This window comes from Paenibacillus sp. LRG-1 (genome assembly GCF_057220305.1).
In genome coordinates this window covers 4,854,315-4,876,985 of sequence record NZ_CM170126.1, presented here as the reverse complement: position 1 = coordinate 4,876,985, position 22,671 = coordinate 4,854,315, and the positions used below count along the sequence as shown (strand labels likewise).

21 protein-coding genes and 1 riboswitch are annotated in these 22,671 nt (G+C 46.8%); of the genes, 17 read left to right on the top strand and 4 right to left on the bottom strand.

What is annotated here, in order from left to right; translation table 11 throughout:
* Positions 1-33 precede the first annotated feature (33 nt).
* Complete coding sequence (gene cyoE, locus ACUUJN_RS21590) at positions 34-978, top strand: heme o synthase (RefSeq protein ID WP_023990199.1); 945 nt, start codon at positions 34-36, stop codon at positions 976-978.
* Positions 979-1,067: 89 nt separating this feature from the next.
* Here cyoE and ACUUJN_RS21585 read toward each other — a convergent pair whose 3' ends face one another.
* Together ACUUJN_RS21585 and ACUUJN_RS21580 are read right to left on the bottom strand one after the other, a co-directional pair.
* Positions 1,068-1,412: a toprim domain-containing protein gene (locus ACUUJN_RS21585; protein WP_029518206.1), complete on the bottom strand. Its 345-nt coding sequence runs from the start codon at positions 1,410-1,412 to the stop codon at positions 1,068-1,070.
* A gap of 405 nt (positions 1,413-1,817) precedes the next feature.
* Complete coding sequence (locus tag ACUUJN_RS21580; protein ID WP_340857780.1) at positions 1,818-2,990, bottom strand: MFS transporter; 1,173 nt, start codon at positions 2,988-2,990, stop codon at positions 1,818-1,820.
* A gap of 223 nt (positions 2,991-3,213) precedes the next feature.
* On the opposite strand from ACUUJN_RS21580, the gene ACUUJN_RS21575 reads away from it, so the two are divergent.
* The 7 genes from ACUUJN_RS21575 to ACUUJN_RS21545 all read left to right on the top strand — a co-directional run bounded on the left by ACUUJN_RS21575 (position 3,214) and on the right by ACUUJN_RS21545 (position 12,374).
* A complete protein-coding gene (locus tag ACUUJN_RS21575) occupies positions 3,214-3,696 on the top strand; it encodes a hypothetical protein (protein ID WP_053326064.1) in 483 nt (160 codons plus the stop codon).
* A 16-nt stretch (positions 3,697-3,712) separates the two neighbouring features.
* Positions 3,713-4,864, top strand: a complete 1,152-nt coding sequence (locus tag ACUUJN_RS21570) for a transglutaminase domain-containing protein (RefSeq protein WP_028541422.1) — start codon at positions 3,713-3,715, stop codon at positions 4,862-4,864.
* 20 nt (positions 4,865-4,884) lie between these two features.
* Entirely contained in the window at positions 4,885-6,969 is a 2,085-nt protein-coding gene (locus ACUUJN_RS21565) for a peptidoglycan D,D-transpeptidase FtsI family protein (protein WP_484668920.1), read from the top strand.
* A gap of 190 nt (positions 6,970-7,159) precedes the next feature.
* Positions 7,160-9,238 (top strand): peptidoglycan D,D-transpeptidase FtsI family protein, encoded by a 2,079-nt coding sequence (locus tag ACUUJN_RS21560; protein ID WP_075154718.1) that lies wholly within the window; start codon positions 7,160-7,162, stop codon positions 9,236-9,238.
* 82 nt (positions 9,239-9,320) lie between these two features.
* Positions 9,321-10,070: a Cof-type HAD-IIB family hydrolase gene (locus ACUUJN_RS21555; protein ID WP_023990191.1), complete on the top strand. Its 750-nt coding sequence runs from the start codon at positions 9,321-9,323 to the stop codon at positions 10,068-10,070.
* Between the two features lie 51 nt (positions 10,071-10,121).
* Complete coding sequence (locus ACUUJN_RS21550) at positions 10,122-10,601, top strand: DUF456 domain-containing protein (protein ID WP_023990190.1); 480 nt, start codon at positions 10,122-10,124, stop codon at positions 10,599-10,601.
* Positions 10,602-10,739: 138 nt separating this feature from the next.
* Positions 10,740-12,374 (top strand): putative polysaccharide biosynthesis protein, encoded by a 1,635-nt coding sequence (locus ACUUJN_RS21545; protein ID WP_023990189.1) that lies wholly within the window; start codon positions 10,740-10,742, stop codon positions 12,372-12,374.
* A 17-nt stretch (positions 12,375-12,391) separates the two neighbouring features.
* Here ACUUJN_RS21545 and ACUUJN_RS21540 read toward each other — a convergent pair whose 3' ends face one another.
* Positions 12,392-13,681, bottom strand: coding sequence for a DUF2515 family protein (locus tag ACUUJN_RS21540; RefSeq protein ID WP_484668919.1), 1,290 nt, complete (start codon positions 13,679-13,681; stop codon positions 12,392-12,394).
* Between the two features lie 237 nt (positions 13,682-13,918).
* Here ACUUJN_RS21540 and ACUUJN_RS21535 point away from each other — a divergent pair, with 237 nt between their 5' ends.
* From ACUUJN_RS21535 to ACUUJN_RS21500, 8 genes are all read left to right on the top strand, one after another.
* Entirely contained in the window at positions 13,919-14,263 is a 345-nt protein-coding gene (locus ACUUJN_RS21535) for a thioredoxin family protein (RefSeq protein WP_028541427.1), read from the top strand.
* Between the two features lie 173 nt (positions 14,264-14,436).
* Complete coding sequence (locus tag ACUUJN_RS21530; RefSeq protein WP_484668918.1) at positions 14,437-15,366, top strand: COX15/CtaA family protein; 930 nt, start codon at positions 14,437-14,439, stop codon at positions 15,364-15,366.
* 129 nt (positions 15,367-15,495) lie between these two features.
* Complete coding sequence (locus tag ACUUJN_RS21525; RefSeq protein WP_025723591.1) at positions 15,496-17,262, top strand: UbiD family decarboxylase; 1,767 nt, start codon at positions 15,496-15,498, stop codon at positions 17,260-17,262.
* A 51-nt stretch (positions 17,263-17,313) separates the two neighbouring features.
* Entirely contained in the window at positions 17,314-18,039 is a 726-nt protein-coding gene (locus tag ACUUJN_RS21520) for a Cthe_2314 family HEPN domain-containing protein (RefSeq protein ID WP_025723590.1), read from the top strand.
* A gap of 125 nt (positions 18,040-18,164) precedes the next feature.
* A riboswitch (SAM riboswitch) is annotated at positions 18,165-18,304 on the top strand.
* 136 nt (positions 18,305-18,440) lie between these two features.
* Entirely contained in the window at positions 18,441-19,463 is a 1,023-nt protein-coding gene (locus ACUUJN_RS21515; RefSeq protein ID WP_053326058.1) for a methionine ABC transporter ATP-binding protein, read from the top strand.
* Positions 19,460-20,128, top strand: coding sequence for a methionine ABC transporter permease (locus tag ACUUJN_RS21510; protein WP_023990182.1), 669 nt, complete (start codon positions 19,460-19,462; stop codon positions 20,126-20,128). The genes ACUUJN_RS21515 and ACUUJN_RS21510 overlap by 4 nt, the downstream gene beginning before the upstream one ends.
* Before the next feature lie 74 nt (positions 20,129-20,202).
* On the top strand, positions 20,203-21,045 hold the full coding sequence (locus ACUUJN_RS21505; RefSeq protein WP_023990181.1) for a MetQ/NlpA family ABC transporter substrate-binding protein: 843 nt from the start codon (positions 20,203-20,205) through the stop codon (positions 21,043-21,045).
* Between the two features lie 143 nt (positions 21,046-21,188).
* The gene (locus ACUUJN_RS21500) at positions 21,189-21,953 is read left to right on the top strand and encodes an SDR family oxidoreductase (RefSeq protein WP_339200850.1); all 765 of its coding nucleotides are present in this window, start codon (positions 21,189-21,191) and stop codon (positions 21,951-21,953) included.
* A 92-nt stretch (positions 21,954-22,045) separates the two neighbouring features.
* Here ACUUJN_RS21500 and ACUUJN_RS21495 read toward each other — a convergent pair whose 3' ends face one another.
* Complete coding sequence (locus ACUUJN_RS21495) at positions 22,046-22,291, bottom strand: NifU family protein (protein ID WP_013311836.1); 246 nt, start codon at positions 22,289-22,291, stop codon at positions 22,046-22,048.
* 87 nt (positions 22,292-22,378) lie between these two features.
* On the opposite strand from ACUUJN_RS21495, the gene ACUUJN_RS21490 reads away from it, so the two are divergent.
* A complete protein-coding gene (locus ACUUJN_RS21490; protein ID WP_023990179.1) occupies positions 22,379-22,636 on the top strand; it encodes a YuzB family protein in 258 nt (85 codons plus the stop codon).
* Positions 22,637-22,671: the final 35 nt, after the last annotated feature.

Genomic DNA, 22,671 nt, shown 5'->3' with positions numbered 1-22,671 from the left:
AATTCATACATCTCTAAGGGGGAGTTACTCACAATGGATAATATAAGTTATAAGACTTCTTCGGATGCGGCTACCTATTCTGTAAAATCTAAACCACCCGGTAAAGCGGGCACTTGGAAAGATTTTATTACAGTTACCAAGCCAGGCATCCTTCGTACCAATCTGGTTGCAGCCTTTGGTGGTTTTTGGTTAGCATCGCAATGGGATGTTGACTATATAAAGCTAATTCTTACACTTTTAGGTACAATGCTGGTTATGGCGTCTTCTTGTGTTTTTAACAACTATTTTGACCGTGAGCTGGATTTGAAAATGGAGCGTACACGTAATCGCTCACTGCCAACAGGGCGTCTGACCCCTACAACGGTGTTGTCATACGCTATTATTTTGGGCGTTGTTGGGTTAGCTGTTCTATTCTCCTTCTCTGGTGTAACGGCAGGATTACTGGGATTACTTGGTATGTTCGTCTACGTCGGTATTTATACACTTTGGTTAAAACGTTCGTCTACATGGAGCACATCCATCGGCGGTATTTCTGGTGCAATGCCTCCGGTGATTGGTTATGTGGCCGCTTCGGGTCGTATTGATATGGGCGCTTGGCTCTTATTCGCTCTCCTGTTCTTATGGCAGCCTCCTCACTTTTGGGCACTTGCTATTCGCAGAGTTGAGGAATATCGCGCAGCAGGATTTCCGTTGTTGCCAGTCGTAAAAGGTATCCATCGGACGAAGATTCAGATGATTCCTTATATTGTATTGCTGATTCCGGTACCCATCCTTATGTATGCTTATGGATATGCCGGTATGATTTTTATGATCGTGTCCGTGTTACTGTCCGTGCTGTGGGCATTCTATGCCTTTAAAGGTTTTACGATTAAGGAAGAAGAAACGGATTCCTGGGCGAAGAAAGTATTTTTCTTTTCCATTAACCATCTGACACTCAGTTTCTTGCTGATGATCGTCGATACGGTTCATAAGTTCTAATGTCATTTTAGAGGCATTTTATAGTGCACCATATAGCTGTCCAACAGGCATGAAAGCGGCCTGAGGACAGCTTTTTGTTATTTTAAAGACTAAAGAACAGGTGGCGGGTATATAATGTATTCTTCCAACCCTGCTTTTTCCAATTGAGCGATCACATATTCGTCTGGAGTGCCTTCTACGCCAGCGTATCCTTTGCGGGTATACATATGGTAGGCATCCGGAAAAGAGTCTGCAAGTACACCCCTTATTTTTTTCCCTGAGCTGTCATTGTCCATAAATAAATATATTTCGTCGTGCTTGGCCCGCTTGTGGAGGGATTCCAGTTTTATAGAGTTTAGTGTGCCGAAGGTGCATAAAATGTGGACCTCCGGGTCAAGTAATCGGCGAAGTTTGCTGCGGTCATTTTTCCCTTCGACGATCACGGTTATCGCCATGTAAGCTCACCCCTTGTCTGATACATATGCTCGAAATTCCCCGGGAAATGAAGAATATGTGTATAGTGTAGCTCCAAATAGGGTTCTCATGCAAAAAATAACAAAACAGCCTGCCAGAAGTGGCAGGCATGGGCACAAGGGGCAACATGTTAGGGCGATTCAGACATTAAATCCAGCAAGTACGGAGAATGATGACGAGCAGAATATAAAGAACAAGAATGGTGCCAGTTGAAGTTCCAATAGGGCAAGGATGACAGTGGCTCACAGGCTGCACCTCCCTTTGTTAGTGAATGTTCAGTCAAAATAGTCTATGTGGATAGGGGTATAGTGTACTGTGCATTTGCCCTCTGGAACGGTATTTTGGGCTTTATAGGTAGGACAATAGCAACCGCTGTCTCAGACTAGCTAGGAATGATAAGGTCCTGAGGCAGACAGTGGCGGCGTCGGAGATAAGCGCTTAACGGGAACGAATAGCAGGCCAGCCATCAGAATCAGAAATGCGATAAAAAAAGGAGAAATGTGATCGGGTAGCTGACCTGCCAGTACAGGTCCGGCAAAGGAGCCGATAGATGTTGCAATAGACTGTAGTGCAAAGGTTTTACCCAGTCGCGCACCTCCAATTCGTATGAAAAGAGAGGCCAGCGCTGGAAAAATGATACCTTTGGCTGTTCCCAAAATAAAAAGTATGATGCCAATCGCCGCTTCAGGCGTGGTGGCGAGTGCGTAGAAACTTAGAGACATCAAAATAATGCCACAAAGTAGCCGCGCCATGGGTGAATATTTGTTCAGAAACAGCAAGCTGAGCGTACAAAGTGCTCCCAAACTGATGATGGAAAAGAGCAATCCGGTGGACATCATGGACGCAGAACCGTTATTTCGTAATGGGATTTCGTAAAATAAAATGCCTTGTGCACACGCCAAAACAAAAGGCAGGAGCAGGTAGCGCCAATTGAATGGTAAACGCGTCTTCTGTACCCCGGATAGTGGAGCGGGTGTCGCATGACCATCTGATAATTGGGCCTGTGGAGCGGGAGCTCTTTTGGGCAAGGTGAAATAAGCCATAAGTCCCGTGACTACGAGAATGATGCCAAGGGAACTAAACGTCTCACTAAAGCCGAAACTGGCTACGATAAATGCGCCGGCGGCTGGAGACAGGACAGAGGCCAATGTGTGAACGACACCATGTCCCGACATATATTTGCCCTGCGTAACTGGATGATCGGATAGCTGTGCCAACAGGGCCAGACAGGCTGGAGATAAAAAGGCCAACACAAAACCGCTAATCGCCCGAAGAAAAAGTAATTCCCACGGTGTGTGGATGTACGATTGAATGATAAGAATGATGCCTGCGGCTGTTAGGCTGAACATAATATATCGGCGGCTGCCGTGTTTGTCGACCTTGGGGCCGGCCATCAAATTACCAGGCAGGTGAGTTAGAGAGTAAATCCCCATCATCCAGCCAATAAAAGTAGGTGCTGCACCCAGGGAGATAGCGAATGGTGTCAAAATAGGATATTGTGCATGCAGATCGAAAAAAGCAATGAATAAAAAGAGATACAGCCAGAGGGCTGTTTTCATGGGATGACCCCCTTCCCTAATGTAAACTTTCATGTTGTACCACGTATTGGCCCTTCCTAAGTTGTACGCTGGAGTGGACGAACATAGACCACTTTGTATGGACAAGAATTGAATAACAAGGTATGTAAAAGAGCTAAGCTGACAGGGCATCACGTAATCATGTATAATTACAGAGACAATTTTCTGATTTAAATGATGTAGTTGAAAACGGGAGTGTAGCGAAATGGATAAGGGCGTCTGGACAGAGTTTTTGGAACATAATTGGCAGATCGTTCAGGATAACTGGCTGTATATATTAATTGGGCTTGTCCTATTGTTAGTCATATTGAAGGTTGTAAGAACTCTCATAAAATGGCTGATTGTTATTGTCGTAATTGCAGGCTTGCTTATCTACAGTGGCATTTCCTTTGAACAGGTCGGCAAGGTCGTTACTCAGGCAAAGGATGATGCGATTAACAAGGTTCAGAGCGAGGCTTTGAACATGATGATCAAAGAGGGACGGGATGCCCAATACACATCCAACGCGGATGGTACGTTTTCGGTAACCAGCTCCAACCTGGAAGTGAAAGGTCCATTTGATGGTGACAAGGTCAAGGTATGGTTTCAGGGGATGTCGCTGGGCGAGTGGAGTATGGGCGATACCGTCAAGAAATATATCGAAGGTGCGAAAGGCTCGGCTGTAACACAGTCGCCACAGTCGCCGTAGAGACAGGAGGAACACAATGAAACCATCCTGGCTGGAGCCTATTCTTCATTGGAATGGCGTGACGGTGTTTTTGATTGTCATTGTACTGCTGTCGTTGATTCAGGGCTGGAGACGAGGAGCTTCCAGATCTGTAGGGGCGCTGTTCAGTCTTATTGTGGATGGCATACTGACTGTGGCGGGTATTTTGTGCTCGCTCGGATTAGCCATGTGGCTTTCACCGAAGGTACAACAATGGCTGGCGGCTTACATGGAACATTTGCCTCAGCGAGAACTAAGCGGGATTGAGCAATTTTATTATACGTTGGTGGCGGGCTTAGAGGGGTTTCCGCTGCTGCGGTTCGCCGTATTGTTTATGCTCAGTTATGCGATCGCCCAATTTGTACTACGTGCAATTTATGTGTTGATGGTAGGGGGCAAGTCAGATTCTTCTTTCCATGAGCATGAAAAAAAATCAGGCTTTTTCAGCAGGGTGGCAGGGGCTGGAATAGGTACTCTTATTGGTGGAGCACGCGCTATCATGGTTATAGCCCTGCTATTCATCGGCGTAAGTCTGTATCCAGACAGCGGGTTTAGCAGCTACGTCCAAGCTTCACCGATTTATAAGCAGGGAGCGCAATCGGTCATTGAGCCGTTATCCGGTACACTGATTAAGGATAAATTGCCCGTATTTACGCAGGCCGTTACCAAGGAATTAAATGGTATCCTGCAGCGAAAATACGAAATGATTGACCGAGAAATTCCGAACGATATCGGTCAGGCTGCGGCCAAGATTACACAGGGGATGAGCGGTGATGAGCAAAAGGCCAGAGCGTTGTATGAATGGGTAGGTACCCGTATTAGCTATGATTTCGGTAAGGTAGAAGCCTATGAGCAGCGTGGTGACTGGCATGAACAGACCCCCAGAGATACGTTTGATACACGTAAAGGAGTCTGCATTGATTATGCCCGCCTGTATGCGATGATGGCTCGGTCGCAGGGACTACAGGTCAAGGTGGTGACAGGGCTTGGATATAACGGACAGGGAGGATATGGTTCCCATGCATGGAATGAAGTGTATTTGAGCGCGCAGGATCAGTGGGTACCGTTAGACCCGACCTGGGCGCAAAGTGGGGACTGGTTTAATCCGCCTGGTTTTGCCCAAACACATATCAAGGATAAAGTGATTTAATAAGGAGTGGAAAAGGGCACATGAGAAAGATAGACAACGAGCAGGGAAAAGACAACGAGACGTCTGATCGAAAAAGATTCAGCTTTCGGATCAATCTGTTCTTTTTCAGCTCGTTCATTATATTTACGGTCATTATTGTAAGACTGGCGATACTTCAATTTGTAGATGGACCTCAGCTTAAGCAGCAGGAGGCCAGTAATGTTACCAAAAATGTACCACTTACGCCGATTCGCGGAACGATTTATGATTCGACCGGGCAGAATAGACTGGCGTATTCTACACCTGTACAATCGCTGTATATCACACTCTCCAAGAACTATAGTGACAGTATGGAAAAGTTACGTAATCCTGATAAAAAGCTGTTGCCTGAGCTGGAAAATATGACACAAAAGCTGGCAAATCGGTTTGCTCAATATGGTAATAAAGATGAGCCGAAAATGACGGCAGAGCAAATTATGGACGCTATGGACCGAAACTATCAGAGATTTAGCGGTTTTACGCCGCGTCTGATTAAAACGAATCTTAATAAAGATGAAGTTGCCTATTTTATGCAGCATAAGAGTGAGTTCCCGGGCGTAGATGTCGTAGAGGAAACGGTACGTCATTACGATCCAGATACGGTAGCAGTTCAAGCGGTTGGCTACATTAAAAGCTACAAAAGTGCGCGTGAAACGTTGGATAAATATAAAAATATTCAAAAATCCATGTCAGCTGAAAATGATCCGGGTCTCATCTATATGGATAACGAGTCTGTAGGCTTTGATGGACTTGAATTTCAATATCAGGAACAGTTGCGAGGGAAAAATGGTTATAAAACCGTTCCGATAGATCCGCGCAATATGCCGGAAGGTGTAGATTCCGTTACTCCTCCGCAAAAAGGAGATAATGTCTATTCCACGATTAACAAAGAGATTCAGGTCAAAACAGAAGAAGCCATTGCGGATCAATTGAGATGGCTCCATTCACACGCTGTATCTGGCAAGACTCATCCTTATGCCAAAACAGGCTTCGCAGTGGCTATGGAAGTGGACACAGGAAATGTGGTAGCGATGGCTAGCATGCCGGATTATGATGCGAATTACTGGCAGACTGGAAATATATCCAGTGATAATTATAAGAAAATACAAAATGTATACTTAAATGGTACTATTCGTTCGTTCGGATCGGGCCAATCGGGTCAACATCCAGAGTCAGTTGTTCTTCTGGGCTCCACCATTAAACCCCTTTCTGTGTTGATAGGTCTGGAGGAAAATCTATTCAGTACCTCATCCTACTATCAGGATACAGGAGCGGCTTATTTTGGGCGTAACAATTCGTCACGAGTTCGAAACTCTTCCGGTCATGTGTACGGGGGGTTAGACCCAGCTTCTGCCATACGGCATTCCTCCAATGCATTCATGGTTGATATGGTGGGCAAAAGATTGTACAACAAGTACATTAATAATGCCAAGGAAGATCAAGGTGTGAATGTATGGGACCGCTACATGAAGGAATTTGGACTAGGTGTGTCTACGGGTGTAGATTTACCTACGGAATATCCTGGTTTGAGAGAGTATGGACCTAAAAGTAAGGAATCGGCCTTGTCCAAATTAGCGTATGCTTCTTTTGGACAGCAGGGTAAGTATACAACGCTCCAGCTTGCACAATATACCACTGTACTGGCTACCAAGGGCAAACGGATGGAGCCGCATTTGGTCAGTCAGATTAAAGACACCAACGGCAATGTAGTACAAACGATTAAGCCGAAGGTGCTGAACGAAGTGAAATTCCCAGATGCATACTGGAATGAGGTCATACGCGGGATGGCAACAGATGTCAGCGCATTTAATGGTTTTCCTTATGACTTTGCTCGCAAAACGGGGACATCGCAGCAAAGCGTAGGCGGTAAACTGAAGGATAACGGGGTATTTATTGCCTTTGCGCCACGTCAGAATCCCAAACTTGCAGTAGCGGTTGTCATTCCTGAAGGAGGTTTCGGGGCTTTTAGTGCCGGACCTGTAGCACGCAAAATATTTGATGCCTACGATGAAGTATATGGTTTGGACGGGGTACCTAAGAAAAAGGTTGAAACAGCAACCGATTCTAACGCAATCAAACAGCCATAATCATTTTATACGATTTTATACGATGTCATTTCATGAAAGCTTTCCTTAGCCTTAGGGCTGAGGGAAGCTTTTTTATGCTTTTTCTACGTTTTCTTACAAAATTGTCATCTTGGAATTCATCGTTTATTGCTTTGGATATGGTAGGATCAGGAATATGAAACCCTAATGGAAGGAGTAATGACCAGCTAATATGGACAGAGGAAGTTTGGATAAAAAGTTTTCATTTAAAAAGAAAAATGTTGAAGAGAATGAAGAGTCACGAAAAAAACGGACGGTTTTACGAACCAACCTACTGTTTTTTAGTGCTTTTGTGCTGTTTGCCCTGATCATTACCAGACTAGCTGTATTGCAGTTTGTACAATCGGAGGAGCTGAAGGGCCAGCAGCAATCCGTAAATACGAAAAATGTCCCGTTAGCCCCGAGTCGCGGCACGATTTATGACTCCACAGGTACGGTTAAGCTGGCGTATTCGACTCCAGTACAGTCCTTGTATGTAACTTTATCTAAGGATTATAGCAAGCGTACGGAGAAAGATCGCAAGCCGGGGGAAAAGCTGCTCCCTGAGCTCAATGCTTTTGCTGCCAAGCTTGCTGCCAAATTAAACGAACTGGGTCGTAACGAAGGAGAGCAGCTTAATGCAGAGGAAATAAAAAAGCGACTGGACCCGGACTATAATCAATATAGGGGATTTACCCCACGTTTGGTCAAATCCGACCTGAGTCGGGAGGAAATCGCTTATTTTCTGGAGCATCGGACAGAGTTCCCTGGTGTAGAGGTTGTAGAAGAAAGTATACGCCATTATGACCCGGATCGGGTGGCGGTACAAACGATTGGATATATGTACAAGTTCAAAGGAGCTCGAACGAACCGGCCCAAATATAAAGAGCTCTATGAAGCTAATTCGGAGGTTCTAAGACCGACACAGGTGTATTCGGAAAGTGAAACGGTCGGATATGATGGCTTGGAGCTTCAGTACCAGGATGAGCTGAGAGGAAAAAACGGATATAAAACGGTAGAGGTCAATCCGCGCAGCATGCCGGAGGGCATTGAATCCATTACTCCTCCTGAAAAAGGACATCATTTATATTCCACCATTAACAAGGAAATTCAGCAGAAAACCGAACAGGCCATTATGGATCAGCTTCGCTGGCTTCATACTCATGCCGTATCGGGGAAGCTTCATCAAGACGCTACCACTGGCTTCGCTGTAGCGATGGAGGTAGAGACCGGAAATATCGTGGCAATGGCCAGTATGCCGGATTATGACTCTAATGTATGGAAAAGTGGAAGTACCTCGCCTTCGGTATATGACGAAATTCAGCATAAAATGGGAAATGGAACCATTAAATCCGTGCCTAGCGGAAAAGCGGGTCCACATCCAGAATCCTCGGTGCTTCTGGGTTCAACCATTAAACCGCTATCCGTGCTGATCGGGTTGAAGGAAAACCTGTTTTCTCCCGGACAAACTTATCTGGATACGGGAAGTGCGTACTACGGCAAAAATCGCTCCAGCCGGGTTGGGAATTCTAGCGGACATGTGTATGGTTCTTTGACACCTAGCAGGGCAATTGAGGTCTCGTCGAATACGTTTATGGTGGATATGATCGGCAAGCCGCTGTATGGCAAATACGGAAGTAATGCAGGGGTACATCAGGGAATTGACGTATGGGACAAGTATATGAAGGAATTTGGATTAGGCGTTCCGACAGAAGTAGATCTGCCGGGCGAGTGGGCAGGTAGACTTGAGTATACGAGCAAGCATGAAAGTGCGCTGACACGATTGGTGCAGGCATCCTTTGGTCAGCAGGGAAAGTATACGGCGATGCAGCTGGCCCAGTATACGACTGTGTTGGCAACAAAGGGCAAGCGTATGCAACCTCATTTGGTCAGCAAAATTGTAGATGATCAGGGGAATCTTGTACGTGAATTTAAGCCGAAGGTGCTGAATGAGGTCGCTTTTTCAGATACGTACTGGAATACAGTGATTCGAGGTATGGCCACGGATGTTAAAGCCTTTAATGGATTTCCTTATGATTATGCCCGCAAAACGGGGACTTCCCAGCAGCTGGTGGGACGTACGGTTAAAGATAACGGGGTGTTCATCGCTTTTGCTCCGCGTCAAAATCCGAAGCTGGCAGTAGCGGTCATCATTCCTGAAGGGGGCTTTGGTGCGACGAGCGCAGGACCGGTTGCGCGTAAAATATTTGATGCGTATGACGAAGTATATGGGCTAGATGGTACTCCTAAAAAGCCTCTGGCAGCAAAGTGAGGACTTGAATACTTTTGTGGGCTTCTCTTTTTCATGGTAAAATGTCGTTGGACATAAGGGACATACAGGAGGAAGAGAGACTATGGGAGAAAACCAATATAAATACAAACTGCTTGCGCTCGACATGGATGGAACTTTACTGAATGATAATCATGAAATTTCCTTGGAAACGATTAACTGGATTAACAAGGCGATTCAGGAAGGGATTCATGTATGCTTGTCCACCGGACGTGCAGCGATGCATGCTCTGCCTTACGGTCAGCAACTCGGCCTGGAAACGCCAATGGTAACCGTAAACGGCAGTGAGGTGTGGAAATCACCCCACGAGTTGTGGCGCCGTTATTTACTTGATAAGGAGCTCGTTCGTAAGATGCACCAAATTGCTGTAGAAACAGGCTCTTGGTTCTGGGCTTACTCAACGGAGGAATTATATAATAGGGATCGTTGGCCGGATACATTGGACACACAGGAGTGGCTCAAATTCGGTTATAATACGGAAAATGACGAAATTCGCCACCAAATTTTACTTAAGCTTCAGGATATGGGTGGACTTGAAATTTCCAATTCTTCGATGACAAATCTGGAAATTAACCCAGCTGGTATATCCAAAGCCAGTGGAATCGCTGAAGTGTGCGATCTGCTTGGCATTACTCTGGAGCAGGTGGTTGCCGTTGGCGACAGTCTGAATGACCTGGCTGTGATTCAAGCGGTTGGACTGGGCGTAGCAATGGGGAATGCTCAGGATACGGTTAAAGAAGCCGCTGATTTGGTCGTGGCTTCGAATAATGACGACGGCATTGTAGAAGTGATCCGTGATTATGTGCTTGTGTAATAAAATGAATAATGCAGCAGGCCGGATGAATGGACGAGAAGGAGGAGGCCCATGGACGTTGTAGGCTGGATTGTTGTTATTGTGCTGTTCATTGTGGGCATGGCCGGGGCGGTATATCCCGTATTGCCGGGGGCGCTCGCCATCTATTTTGCATTTTTTGTATACGGCTGGTTTTTCTCGTTTGCTCCATACAATGCATTGTTTTGGATTATACAAACACTAATCGTCGTTGCCCTTTTTGTTGCGGATTATGCTGTGAATGCGTGGGGTGTCAAGCGATTTGGCGGCTCGCGTCTGTCGGCGATACTGAGTACCATCGGGATTATTATCGGCCCCTTCGTTATTCCGGCATTTGGCCTGATTTTGGGACCATTTATTGGTGCTGTGCTAGGTGAGCTGATAAGCAAAGCCCCACTGGATCGAGCTATAAAAGTGGGCTTTGGCTCTGTATTAGGCCTTTTTACCAGCACCGTGATGAAAGTGATTTTGCAGCTTGCCATGATTATTGTATTCTTAATTTGGGTGTTATGACCCGAGATTCGTTTTGGTTTATTATGATTTGCAGAGACAGAATCGACATGCGGCTCCGCACCGGTGATGGCTCAGGCCATGACTGTTTGTGCGGGGCTTTTGCATGCGTGTGAACAGCAAGAAAGAAGGGAACGCATTTTGTCCAATAAAGAAACATTCCTTAAAGGTACGCTTATTTTAGCCGCTGCCGCCTTGGTGGCCAGAGTACTTGGTCTGGTACAGCGTGTTCCATTGGAGCATCTGCTCGGTTCCGTCGGGAACGCCTCGTTTACCATTGCGAACAACGCTTATTTGATGCTGCTCACGGTCGCTACGGCCGGCATTCCAAGCACGTTGAGCAAAATGGTTTCAGAACGTTATGCACTGGATCGGCCTTCGGAAGCGCGACGTGTGTATCGTGCGGCTTTGATATTCGCGGCTGCCGCAGGCATTATCATTACAGCGCTGCTGTATTTTGGAGCGCCTTACTTTGCCGAGCATGTAGCGGGGGTTCCGCAATCCGCTTTGGCCATTCAGGCTTTGGCACCAGCATTACTGCTGTTCCCTGCCATTGCCATGATGCGTGGATACTTCCAAGGGCGCGGTAATATGACCGCAGGCGGTATTTCACAAATTGTGGAGCAGGTTGCACGGGTAGCGACCGCTATTGTACTCGCTTTTATTATTTTGAAGCTAGGTTATGGAGATCGCGAGGTTGCGGCTGGGGCCTCCTTTGGAGGTGTCATGGGAAGTCTTGGCGCTCTAGCGGTCATGTTGTACTACACGGTGAAACTGCGTCGCCAGGATCGACAGGATCGTCAAGATCAATTCCAAGAGGAAAGCTCCGCGCTACCGATGATGCGCATTTACAAAGATATTTTCAAGCTTTCTATTCCCATTGTATTGTCGTCTCTGACGGTTCCGGCGGTCAACTTTATTGATACGTCGATTGTGGTGAGACTGCTGTCTGGTCAAGTGGGATTGGATCAGGCGACTACTCAGTTGGGTTATCTAGGCTCTCGGGCACAGAGTGTGGCGGGAATTCCGCCGATTTTGGCCATTGCGCTCAGCCAATCGCTCATTCCGATCATTTCAGCGGCATTTGCCCGTAAGGATGAGCAGCATTTACAAAATCAGATGACGTTGGCTTTGCGTATCTCTATTTTGACTGGAATGCCGATTGTGCTGGCTTTATGTGTAACCGCCTATTCTATTAATGGTTTACTGTTTAGCTCGCTTGGAGGCAGTGGTATCATTGCTGTTCTGACACTCGGAACGATATTCCAGATTACGATGATGACTTCTAATTCGATACTGATCGGTATGGGCAAGCCGCGTATTTCAATGGTTAATGTCATGGTCGGTATCGTCGTCAAGTTTGCAGCGAGCTGGCTGCTGGCTGGTTGGCTTGGAATTTATGGGATCATTGCTGCAACCGGATTATGTTTCCTCGTGATCACATTGCTAAATTTGCGTGTGCTTAAAGGGATTGTCTCCTTTTCCATCATGGGTCGTCGCTGGGCAGGGTTCTTAACCGCAGTCGTCGTCTCGGGAGCTATCGGATACGGTGTAAATGAAGCCTGTATTCTGCTGGTGCATCTGATGCCTGCGCGTGTGGCCTTCTTGATCGCGTGCTGCATTGCCGGGGCAGCTGTACTGGTATGCTACTTGTTGTTGCTGGTTGTACTGCGCGTATTGCGCAGGGACGAGCTTGGCAACTATCCGCGTATGTTGCAAAAGGTACTGCGTCCGTTAATGCGTCTACAGCGTGAGTCCACAGGACAACGAGGCTAAAAGAGCCCCCCAGTCTTTCAGTGGAAAGGTTGCAAGCTGTTATGGGCAACGTGGGCCATTGCTGTTTTTTGAATGCCATGACGATGCTCATGGCGCATGGCAAATAACAGCGGTCGCCTTGGTTCGCTGAGATGTCCAAGTGTGGAGCCGTCCTGAAACCAGTCATACCGGGGGATTGGATCATAAGCTGTATCGGACCAGACGGCGTTCAGCTCCGGACTGTACAGACGTTGTCCTGGCGGTAGCCATTCATGTGCTAAAAGCGTTGCACTTTCATCTGGAGAGTGCAGCGCTTTTTGTTCATTCGGTGTGAACAATCCGGGCCAATAGTCGCTGCGTGAACCTGTATGCGGCACACTGTTAGCGAATGCGGATACCTGGTCCAGCACCTGCTGATGGCCAAAGAGCATAGCATAGAGACTTTTGCCAAAGCCGATCCGCTCGTCCAAATGGCCGAAACGCTCCATTACTAGTCCAGCAAGTTCACCGTTCAGTCCAAGTGGAAATATAACCTGATTTAGCTGGAGCCAGTCATGCAAATAAAAGCCCGGCTTGTGTGTCACAAATTTTTGGAAATACGGATCTTTTACCACACGTCCTTCAATATAGTTTTGTTCATTAATGATGAGCGCCACAGTCAACAGAGAGCTATCCCGCCAAGCCCAGAAACGTTCCCAAAAGGGCTTCATGAATGGCGAAACGTGAAAATAAGGCAACAAGTGAAAGCAACTCCGACCCAAATGACGGCTGTGCATGTAAAGTTGCAACTGCGGATAAGCGTCTTGAAAAATAAGGGCGTTACAGCGCTCCAGTAGCCGATACAGCCATTCCTTTTCCTGTTCACCGAACAGGTTGCCAATCAGTCCCCCTTTCAGATCGGTCATATTATAGCCGCCATTACGAGAAACCAGGTGGGCCAGTAATGCCCAATGTAACTCCGGGTAGCCACGATAGCATTCAAGGTAAGCGGCAGTGCGGGTAACGTTGCTGCGATTCTCCTGTGCTGTATCGTTCTTGATCCGTTCCAGTAGCTCACAGTCTGTTTCGCATAAGGGCATATTCAGAGAAGAGGGACGCGTAGCGGGTCCGTTCACCAGCATTATCGCTTCAGCTTCATTCATAGCGGCCTGTGCCGTATGATAATCCCACGCTAGTTCACGCAAGGGGGAGCGTAATTTGCGGGATTCGGTCCAAGCCGCCCGTTTGCCCTCCCAAGCTTCCTCTGCAACACGGGGAACGGAACCCAGTAACTTTAGCCCTCCTTGAAGCTGTCGAGATGCTGTATGGAGCCATTCGGTAAGAGACATGACTAAATTAACCTCCTTTCCAACTGCAAGCATCCCCGTATCCTGCCAAGTATGTTGGGTATGCTGTTAGGATGTCGACGCTTATGTGGATTCTTAAGTATATCTTTAGTATGCCTCAATGAGAGGGCTTCCAATCGGCATGTGAGTAGAATGGGGGAGTGTGCAAAAGCTTCACTTGGCGTTACAATAGAAAGTGCAATCTTTTCAGCACAAAAAGAATTTAAGGAGGAATCATCCATGCAAAAAATCGTCTCTCATGAAGACTTTAATAAGGCAATATCCACTCCGGGCGTTACGGTGGCTGTGTTTAAGGCGGACTGGTGTAAGGATTGTCATTTCATCGATCCGTTCATGCCTGATGTGGAACAACAATATGCAGATAAGCTTACATTAATTGAGATTGATGTAGAACAGGCCGAAAGCGTCAGTCAAGAGCAAAATGTATTGGGGATTCCTAGCTTTATCGCTTACAGTGAAGGGCGAGAACTGGTACGTCTGGTGAACAGACTGCGCAAATCCCGCGAAGAGATTGAGCAATTTTTGGATCGGGCTGTTGAAGTCCACGCGAGCTTAGCAAAATAACATCAAGACATTCAGAAAGCCGCTTCCTTCTCAGGGGGCGGCTTTCTCACGGACACGTTCACATTTTGTCAACAAAGCTCGTATGTCAAGGAACGATATATCAGTTATAATTACTTTAAGTGATCATTTCACAACATATAAAGTGAATAAATATTATATTTGGAAGGATACGGGTGAATTTGAATAACAAAATTAGAATATTAAAATGGCTGGCACTCGTAACATGTATTGTCATGTTTTTGGCTACCTTCGGTGGAGGTGTCGTGACGCGAACGGATTCGGGTCTCGGCTGTGGCCGGGAATTCCCGCTGTGCAATGGTAAGCTGGTTCCGGCACATACGATCGCATCCCTTATTGAGTTCTCTCATCGCTCTGTCAGTGCCATGGCCGGGATTCTTTCTATCGCCTCATTTGTTGGCTTTTTGCTGTTTATGAAGCATCGGAAGGATTTGCAGCTATTCTCGCTGCTTACGCTCATGTTTGTCATCATACAAGGTGCAATGGGGGCGTTGGCTGTCGTCTTCTCCCAATCGGCTGCAGTCATGGGACTGCATTTTGGCTTTGCGCTTATCGCCTTTGCCAGTGCGACTATGATGACGCTGGGGGCCTGGCAGGAGCATGCAGATTCACGCCACACCCCGCGTCTGATTCCTGGGCCTGTCAGTCGGGGCTTTCGTAACTTTATATGGTTATCGACGATCTATACCTATATTGCTGTCTATTCAGGGGCGTTGCTTAGTCACTCGGTCATCCAGAAGGTTTTAAATATTGGGGGCTTCATATCTCCACTGCTGCTTCATCAGATTTCAGCTGGTCTGCTGTTCGTCATTATCTTGGCTGTGGGTCACTACTCATACCGTTATCACCCGAACCACCGGGATATCCGTATATTGGGTGTCGTATCGGTCTTGTTAATCTTGCTTCAAGTGGTGATTGGAATTATCTTGTTGTACGTCAACAAACCTGAAATCTACATGTTTATCGTGCTGGGACATATGCTGGTGATTGCATCGTTGTTCTCCATCTTGGCTTATCTGAGCTATCGTGTATGGCAATTGTCACCGGACCGCAAGCTTGTTCCGACCCAAGCACAACGTACCTAAGCGTTCCATAGATCATAGTCAAGCGGATTTTTGCCCAAGAGGCGTTTAAACACGTATAATAGCATATAAGAAACAAACCAGGCCCGCGAGTTTCTCGAGGGCTTGATTTGCTTAGGAGGAGTCGTCCAGTTGATCTACCAGAATTTGCGCCAATTTATTGAAGCGCTGCGTAAAGAAAATCATCTTAAAATTATAGAGGCACCTGTCGATCCTTACCTGGAGCTGGCTGAGATTCATCGAAGAGTCATTGAGGAAGAAGGGCCGGCACTTCTGTTCACGAATGTAAAAGGAACCCCGTTTCCTGTAGCCAGTAATCTGTTTGGCACAAATCGCCGTGTGGACATGGCTTTTGGTCCGCGCCCAGAGCAGCTGATGGATGCGATTGTAGGAGCGACCAAAACATTGTTTCCACCTACACCCAAAGCATTGTGGAATGAACGTGGCCTGATTAAGGACATGCTAAAAGTAGGGCTAAAAACAGTATCTCATAGCGAGGCCCCTGTATTGGGAGTTCGCCGTACAGAGGCTCCGCTGGCACCACTGCCTAAAGTGACCAGTTGGCATGAGGATGGAGGGCCGTTTATTACGCTTCCACTCGTGTATACTGAGAAGCCAGGTCAGCCCAAGGATCATAATTTGGGGATGTACCGCATTCAGATTTATGATGATCAGACGACGGGCATTCACTGGCAAATTCATAAAGGCGGCGGTTTTCATTATCATGAAGCGGAACTGCGTAATGAGCCATTGCCTACGACGATTATCATCGGTGGCCCGCCTGCCCTGATTGCGTCTGCCATTGCGCCAGCACCGGAAAACTTGCCTGAGCTGTTGCTGGCTTCGCTTATTATGGGAGGCAAGCTGCCCATGACAGAAGACCCGCTTGGGGGTCACCGGATTCCAGCAGAAGCAGAATTTGCAATCAGCGGTTATGTACCGCCTCATGAACGCCGTCCGGAAGGCCCGTTTGGTGATCATTTTGGCTATTACTCATTACAGCATGATTTCCCTGTATTTCATGTCAAACATATGCATCACCGCAAGGATGCCATTTATCCGGCAACCATTGTAGGTAAGCCTCGGCAAGAAGACTACTATCTCGGTGAGTTTTTGCAACGTCTGCTGTCGCCTGCATATCCGCTTGTGATGCCTTCCGTCAAGTCCCTGTGGGCGTATGCGGAAACGGGTGTACATGCGCTAGCAGCGGCAGTGGTACGTGAAAGCTACTCCCGTGAAGCGCTTGTATCCGGTTTTACCATTTTGGGTCAAGGTCAATTATCGTTGACCAAGTTCCTGATGCTGACGGATCGAGTAATTGATTTATCTGACTTTAACCTACTGCTGGAAACCATTCTGGAGCGATTTAATCCAGCAAGGGATTTATTTATATTCAATCACACGTCACACGATACACTCGATTACACAGGCCGCAAGCTGAATCATGGCAGTAAGGCCATCCTGATGGGGATAGGTGAGCCTGTACGTGAATTGCCTCGTGCTTATGAGGGAGGCGATCTGCCGGGAATTCGTGAAATTGAGCCCTATTGCGGAGGTTGCCTCGTCGTATCGGGTGCGTCCTTTGAGCAGGAGCCTGAGCTGGCGGCACGTGTTTTGGAGCGATTAGCAGCGGGTGAGCAAGAGTGGCCACTCGTCTTCATTGTAGACGATGCCAAAGAAGTCGTTCGCTCTCAAGCCTCGTTCCTGTGGACGGTATTCACACGCTTTAACCCGGCTACAGATATGTACGCAGACAGCGAAGTGCGTTTGCATCATCTGAACTATAAGCTGCCGATTGTAGTGGATGCGCGTATGAAGCCGGGGTATCCAGATGAGGTGTTACCGCGTGAGGATATTGTTAAGCTTGTAGATCAACGATGGACAAGTTATTTCGCTTGACGCCCTAATTAAACCTACAGCCGGATTTTACATTTATAAGGAGGCGTAAGCATGATACGCAAGCTACTGGGTGAGCCACCACGTGTGAACAAAGGCATCCTGCTAGATGCCATGAATAGCATGTCAGCTATGTTGAACCTGCTGGAGCGGCAAATTCAGGCTGGTGGAGATCCGACCCACGATTTTCGGAAGGCGGATATTTTAACACGCGGTCTAATGTCATCTCTGGATGAACTGGAGCAGAGCCATCATGCTTCCGCCTTTTTCCGTATGAAAGTGAAAGCCGGATATGCTGAAGATATGAGTGAGGATGAAAAATCCGATTATGCATTATATGTTTTCTTTTATAAAGATGGGTTTGTTCGGGTTTTCTCTATTTTGGATAAGCTGGGTAACTGGCTAAATGATCTGTATGATTTAAAAACAGGGCAGTATAAGGCGCATTATTCGTATTTTACCGTGTTGCGGCAGCTCAAGTATCTCAAAATGCATCCTGTATTGACCGATAATTTAAATGATATCAAGGACACTTACAACGATGCCATCAATCGGCTGCGTAAGCGTCGGAATACGGAGATACACTATATGAATACGGAAATGCAGGATGATCTCTGGCAACGACACCGAGCTTTGTATGGAAAAATCCAACTGGAGGACCTCGATCACCATTTGGAAGATTTGCAGCAGGGCTTGGAAATGGTATGTCGGTCGCTGTCAAACGCCTTTACTTATACTGCGAAACAATGGGAGAACCGGGCAGTACGCCCAAAAATATGATAGAAAATATCCTTTGACAAAGCAATGTAAACTATCTATACTGAAACCTAGTTTCAGAAAAATGCTTGAATTATGTTTTTTTATATAAACTTAACGGACAGCTAAAGCTGGAGTTTAACATATTTTTCTTATCCAGAGAGGTGGAGGGACTGGCCCGATGAAGCCCGGCAACCCGTTCTTTCCCGGTGTAATACACTGGGAGGGAACATGATGGTGCTAATTCCTACAAAACCGCTAGAGTTATAGCGATTTTGGCAGATGAGAAAAGGTTCGCAAGGTGGGGCCCTTTTCATTCTGTGAAAGGGGCTCTTTTTTGTATAAATAAATAGCGATTTTATACAATCCTGAGAGATGACAATTGGTTAAAAGGGTAAGGAAGAAGTGAAGGGGGTCGCAGCACGTTGATAGAGCTTAAGCAGTTAACCAAGCATTATGGCAAAGGCAACCGACGCGTTAATGCGCTATCTGGGTTGAATCTTTCTATAAAGCGTGGAGAAATATTCGGAGTGATTGGTCACTCCGGGGCGGGGAAAAGTACATTGATCCGCTGTATTAATTTATTGGAACGCCCTACTTCAGGTGAAGTATGGGTAGACGGGGTAAACCTCGCTACTGTGAGTCAATCCCAGTTACAGAAGCAACGTCGAAAAATCGGAATGATTTTTCAGCATTTTAATTTGTTGTCTTCGGCAACGGTGTATGACAATATTGCATTTCCTTTGCGGTTGGTAAACACTCCCAGGGAAAAGCTGGACATGAAAGTTCGTGAGCTGCTGGAACTGGTGGGTCTGGAAGAACACAGTGGAAAGTATCCGTCACAGCTCTCAGGTGGACAGAAGCAGCGGGTAGGAATTGCACGGGCGCTGGCTAGTGATCCTCATGTATTGCTGTGTGACGAAGCGACTTCTGCGCTTGATCCGCAAACGACGGGGTCTATCCTGAAATTGTTGTTGGATATTAATCAGCGCTTTAATTTAACCATCGTGCTGATTACACATGAAATGCATGTCATTCAAAGCATTTGTGATCGAGTTGGCGTCATTCATCAGGGCGACATCGTGGAGCAAGGTCCAGTGGCGGAAGTATTTTTGAAGCCACAGCACCAGGTGACCAAGGACTTTATCCAACGGGAGTCAGAACATCCCGAGGAGCTGCAAGCAGCGATTGCGGCAGCAGGTGGCGGCGAGTCGGCGCAGGTAGTACGTATCTCCTTCTTGGGCAGTAAAACATATGATGCGATTCTGTCGCGTACGGCTCGAAGCACTGGTGTTGATTTTGCGATCTTGCAGGGAACCATATCTACGATTAAAAATGTACCCTATGGACAGCTGATCGTTCGTTTTGAAGGAAACCATGAAGATATAGAGCATACGCTGCGCGAAGTGTCTGGGCAAGGACTTGATGTGGAGGTGATCGGACAATGAGCGAACTTGATTTTTCACAAGTGAGTTGGGATGAGCTAGGGAATTCTACTCTGGAAACCCTTCAGATGCTCGGAGCATCCGCATTGTTCACCCTCATTATTGGTTTGCCGCTTGGCATATTATTGTTTCTGGCGAGTCGCTCCTCGTTAACTCTGATGAAGGTGATATACATTGTATTATCATTCATCGTTAACATTTTACGTTCCGTACCATTTATCATTTTGATCGTTGCACTTATTCCTTTTACACGATCGCTGGTAGGTACCTCGACCGGGGTGTTGGGAACCATTCCACCATTGGTTATTGGGGCTGCCCCATTCTTCGCACGTCTTGTCGAAACGTCTCTGCGTGAAGTGGACAAGGGCGTCATTGAAGCCGCACAAGCGATGGGTGCCTCGACAGGACAAATTATCCGGCGTGTGCTGTTACGTGAGGCACTTCCGGGTCTGCTCGCTGCATTAACCATTACCGTCGTTACACTCGTATCCTACACGGCAATGTCCGGGATGATCGGGGGCGGTGGACTGGGTACACTGGCTATCAACTACGGCTATTATCGTTATGAAACGGCTGTCATGATCGTTGCGGTCGTGCTGATGGTCGTATTGGTACAATTGCTGCAAATGGCGGGAGATCGTCTCGTGCGGCATTATACTCGAAAATAGGGAAAACATATAGATATCCTTATTGATCAGGACGTCTGATCCTGAATATTACAAATTATTGGAGGGGTAATAACATGAAGAAATGGGTATTGGCTGTACTAAGCTTGACATTAATTGCGGTGCTGGCGGCTTGCGGTACAAAGAGCACAACATCGGATACAAACAATGCGACCGAAAATACAGGCGGATCACCACGTGAAGTGGAGCTGAAAATTGGAGCTTCTCCTGTGCCGCATGCGGAAATTTTGGAAGCGATCAAGCCTCAGTTGGAAAAAGAAGGGGTTCGTCTCCAAGTCGTTCAGTTTAACGACTATGTACAGCCGAACGTACAATTGTTTGACAAGCAACTGGATGCTAACTTCTTTCAACATGTACCTTACTTGGATGTGATGAACAAAGAGCGCAAAATGGATCTGGTTTCTGTGGGCGCAGTTCATTTGGAGCCATTCGGTATCTACTCCCAAAAATATAAAAAGCTTGATGAAATCCCAGATGGCGCAACTGTAGCCATTCCGAACGATGCGACAAACGGAGGCCGCGCATTGCTGTTGTTGGAGAAACAAGGTCTGATCAAGCTGAAAGACGCAAGCAACATTGAAGCTACGGTAAAAGATATTACTGAAAATAAGAAAAACCTGAAATTCAAGGAGCTTGAGGCGGCTATGCTGCCACGTCAGTTGCCTGAAGTGGATATTGCGTTGATCAACACGAACTACGCTCTGGAAGCGAAGCTGAATCCAACGAAGGATGCACTGGCACTGGAAGATAAAGATTCTCCTTATGCTAACGTTCTGGTAGCACGTCCTGATAATAAAGATTCCGAAGCGATTCAGAAGCTAATCAAAGCTTTGCAATCTCCAGAAACTAAAAAATTCATCGAAGATAAATACCAAGGCGCGATTATTCCAGCATTTTAAGCAGGGAACGAGAACGCATTGCACGCAAACCCCAGATTCTCTTGAACAAGAGGACTGGGGTTTCTTTTTGGATGGAGTTGTAGGGGAAGCTTAAATATTTTATACTTGGGGGTGACCGTTCTCTGTGAACAGGAGGAAAATTGTTGAGAGATAAAGTCGCATTCATAACCGGCAGTGCCAAAGGTTTAGGTAAAACGACCGCTTTGCGTCTGGCGGATGAAGGCTGTAATATTGCGCTAAATTATGTGCATAGCCAAGCAGAAGCCGAAGCGCTTAAGCGGGTGATTGAGTTTAAAGGAGTACGCTGCCTGTCTTTACAAGGGGATATCTCTGTTCAGGAAGATATCACGAGGCTGATTGGTGAAGTACAGGATCGGCTGGGTGGAGTCGATATTATGGTGAACAATGCCGGACCGTTCATCCGGGAACGCCGTCTGTTTGCGGATTACAGTGTGGCTGAGATTCATGCCATGATACAAGGAAATCTGGTCGGTACCATGTTGTTGGATCATTTGGTATTGCCCCACATGCGTAGCCAGCATTGGGGACGTATTATTCATTTTGGCTTTGGTCATGCTGGAGAAGCAAGGGCTTGGCCGCATCGTGCCGTCTACGCAGCCGCCAAGGTGGGGCTGGTGTCTTTTACGAAGTCACTGGCTGTGGAGGAAGCTCCTTATGGCATTACGGTCAATATGATCTGTCCAGGGGACATCCGAGGAGCAAATAAGGAAATGTCAATCGCCGATGTCATCGGCATGCAGGATAAAGAGACACCGCGTGGACGTCCGGGGAGCGGAGAGGACATTGCACGAGTGATCGCCTATTTATGTGAGGAGCATTCGGATTTTATAACAGGCAATATTATGGATGTATCGGGAGGTTTAGATCCCATTCGGCCAACCATATAAGCTTAAGTGATCCTTCAGACGCTGTAATACAAAAAAGAGTCTTGAGCTTCGTTACCGAAGTCAAGACTCTCATGATCATTATGCATCAAGCATTAGAATACTTGTACCACTTCTTGGACGCCGTCGACTTCTTCGAGAAGAGCGCGTTCAATCCCTGCTTTCAGCGTGATTGTGGAACTTGGGCAACTGCCGCAAGCGCCTACCAGCTTCAGCTTAACGATGCCGTCTTCAACGTCAACCAGCTCAACGTCGCCACCATCGCGTTGCAGGAACGGACGGAGCTTATCCAGTACATCTGCTACTTCGTCATACATTTGAACGCTTTGTGTTTCGCTCATTAGAATTCAACTCCTTTCCTATACCTTTATTATTATATTACAAAGCGGGCCAAATTAAAATGCCCGTCATCCAAAGCAGGTGAAAAAATGTTAAGGCCTATTATTGAGTTTTGCACCAGTAATATGCATTGGGGTACCGATGAAATCATGTCCAAGCTGGAGCAGAATCCAGATTATGATGTGATTGAATACGGATGCCTAAGCAATTGTGGTCAGTGCAACGCCGAACCCTATGCGATGGTCAACGGTGAGATTGTATCCGCAGATTCAGCAGAGCTTCTGTACGAAGTGATTATGAACAAAATTAAGGAAGCTGAAGCATGGGATAACCTAGATTTGGATTGAAATAGAATGGTCCGTTTAACCAGCTTCCTTTTGTA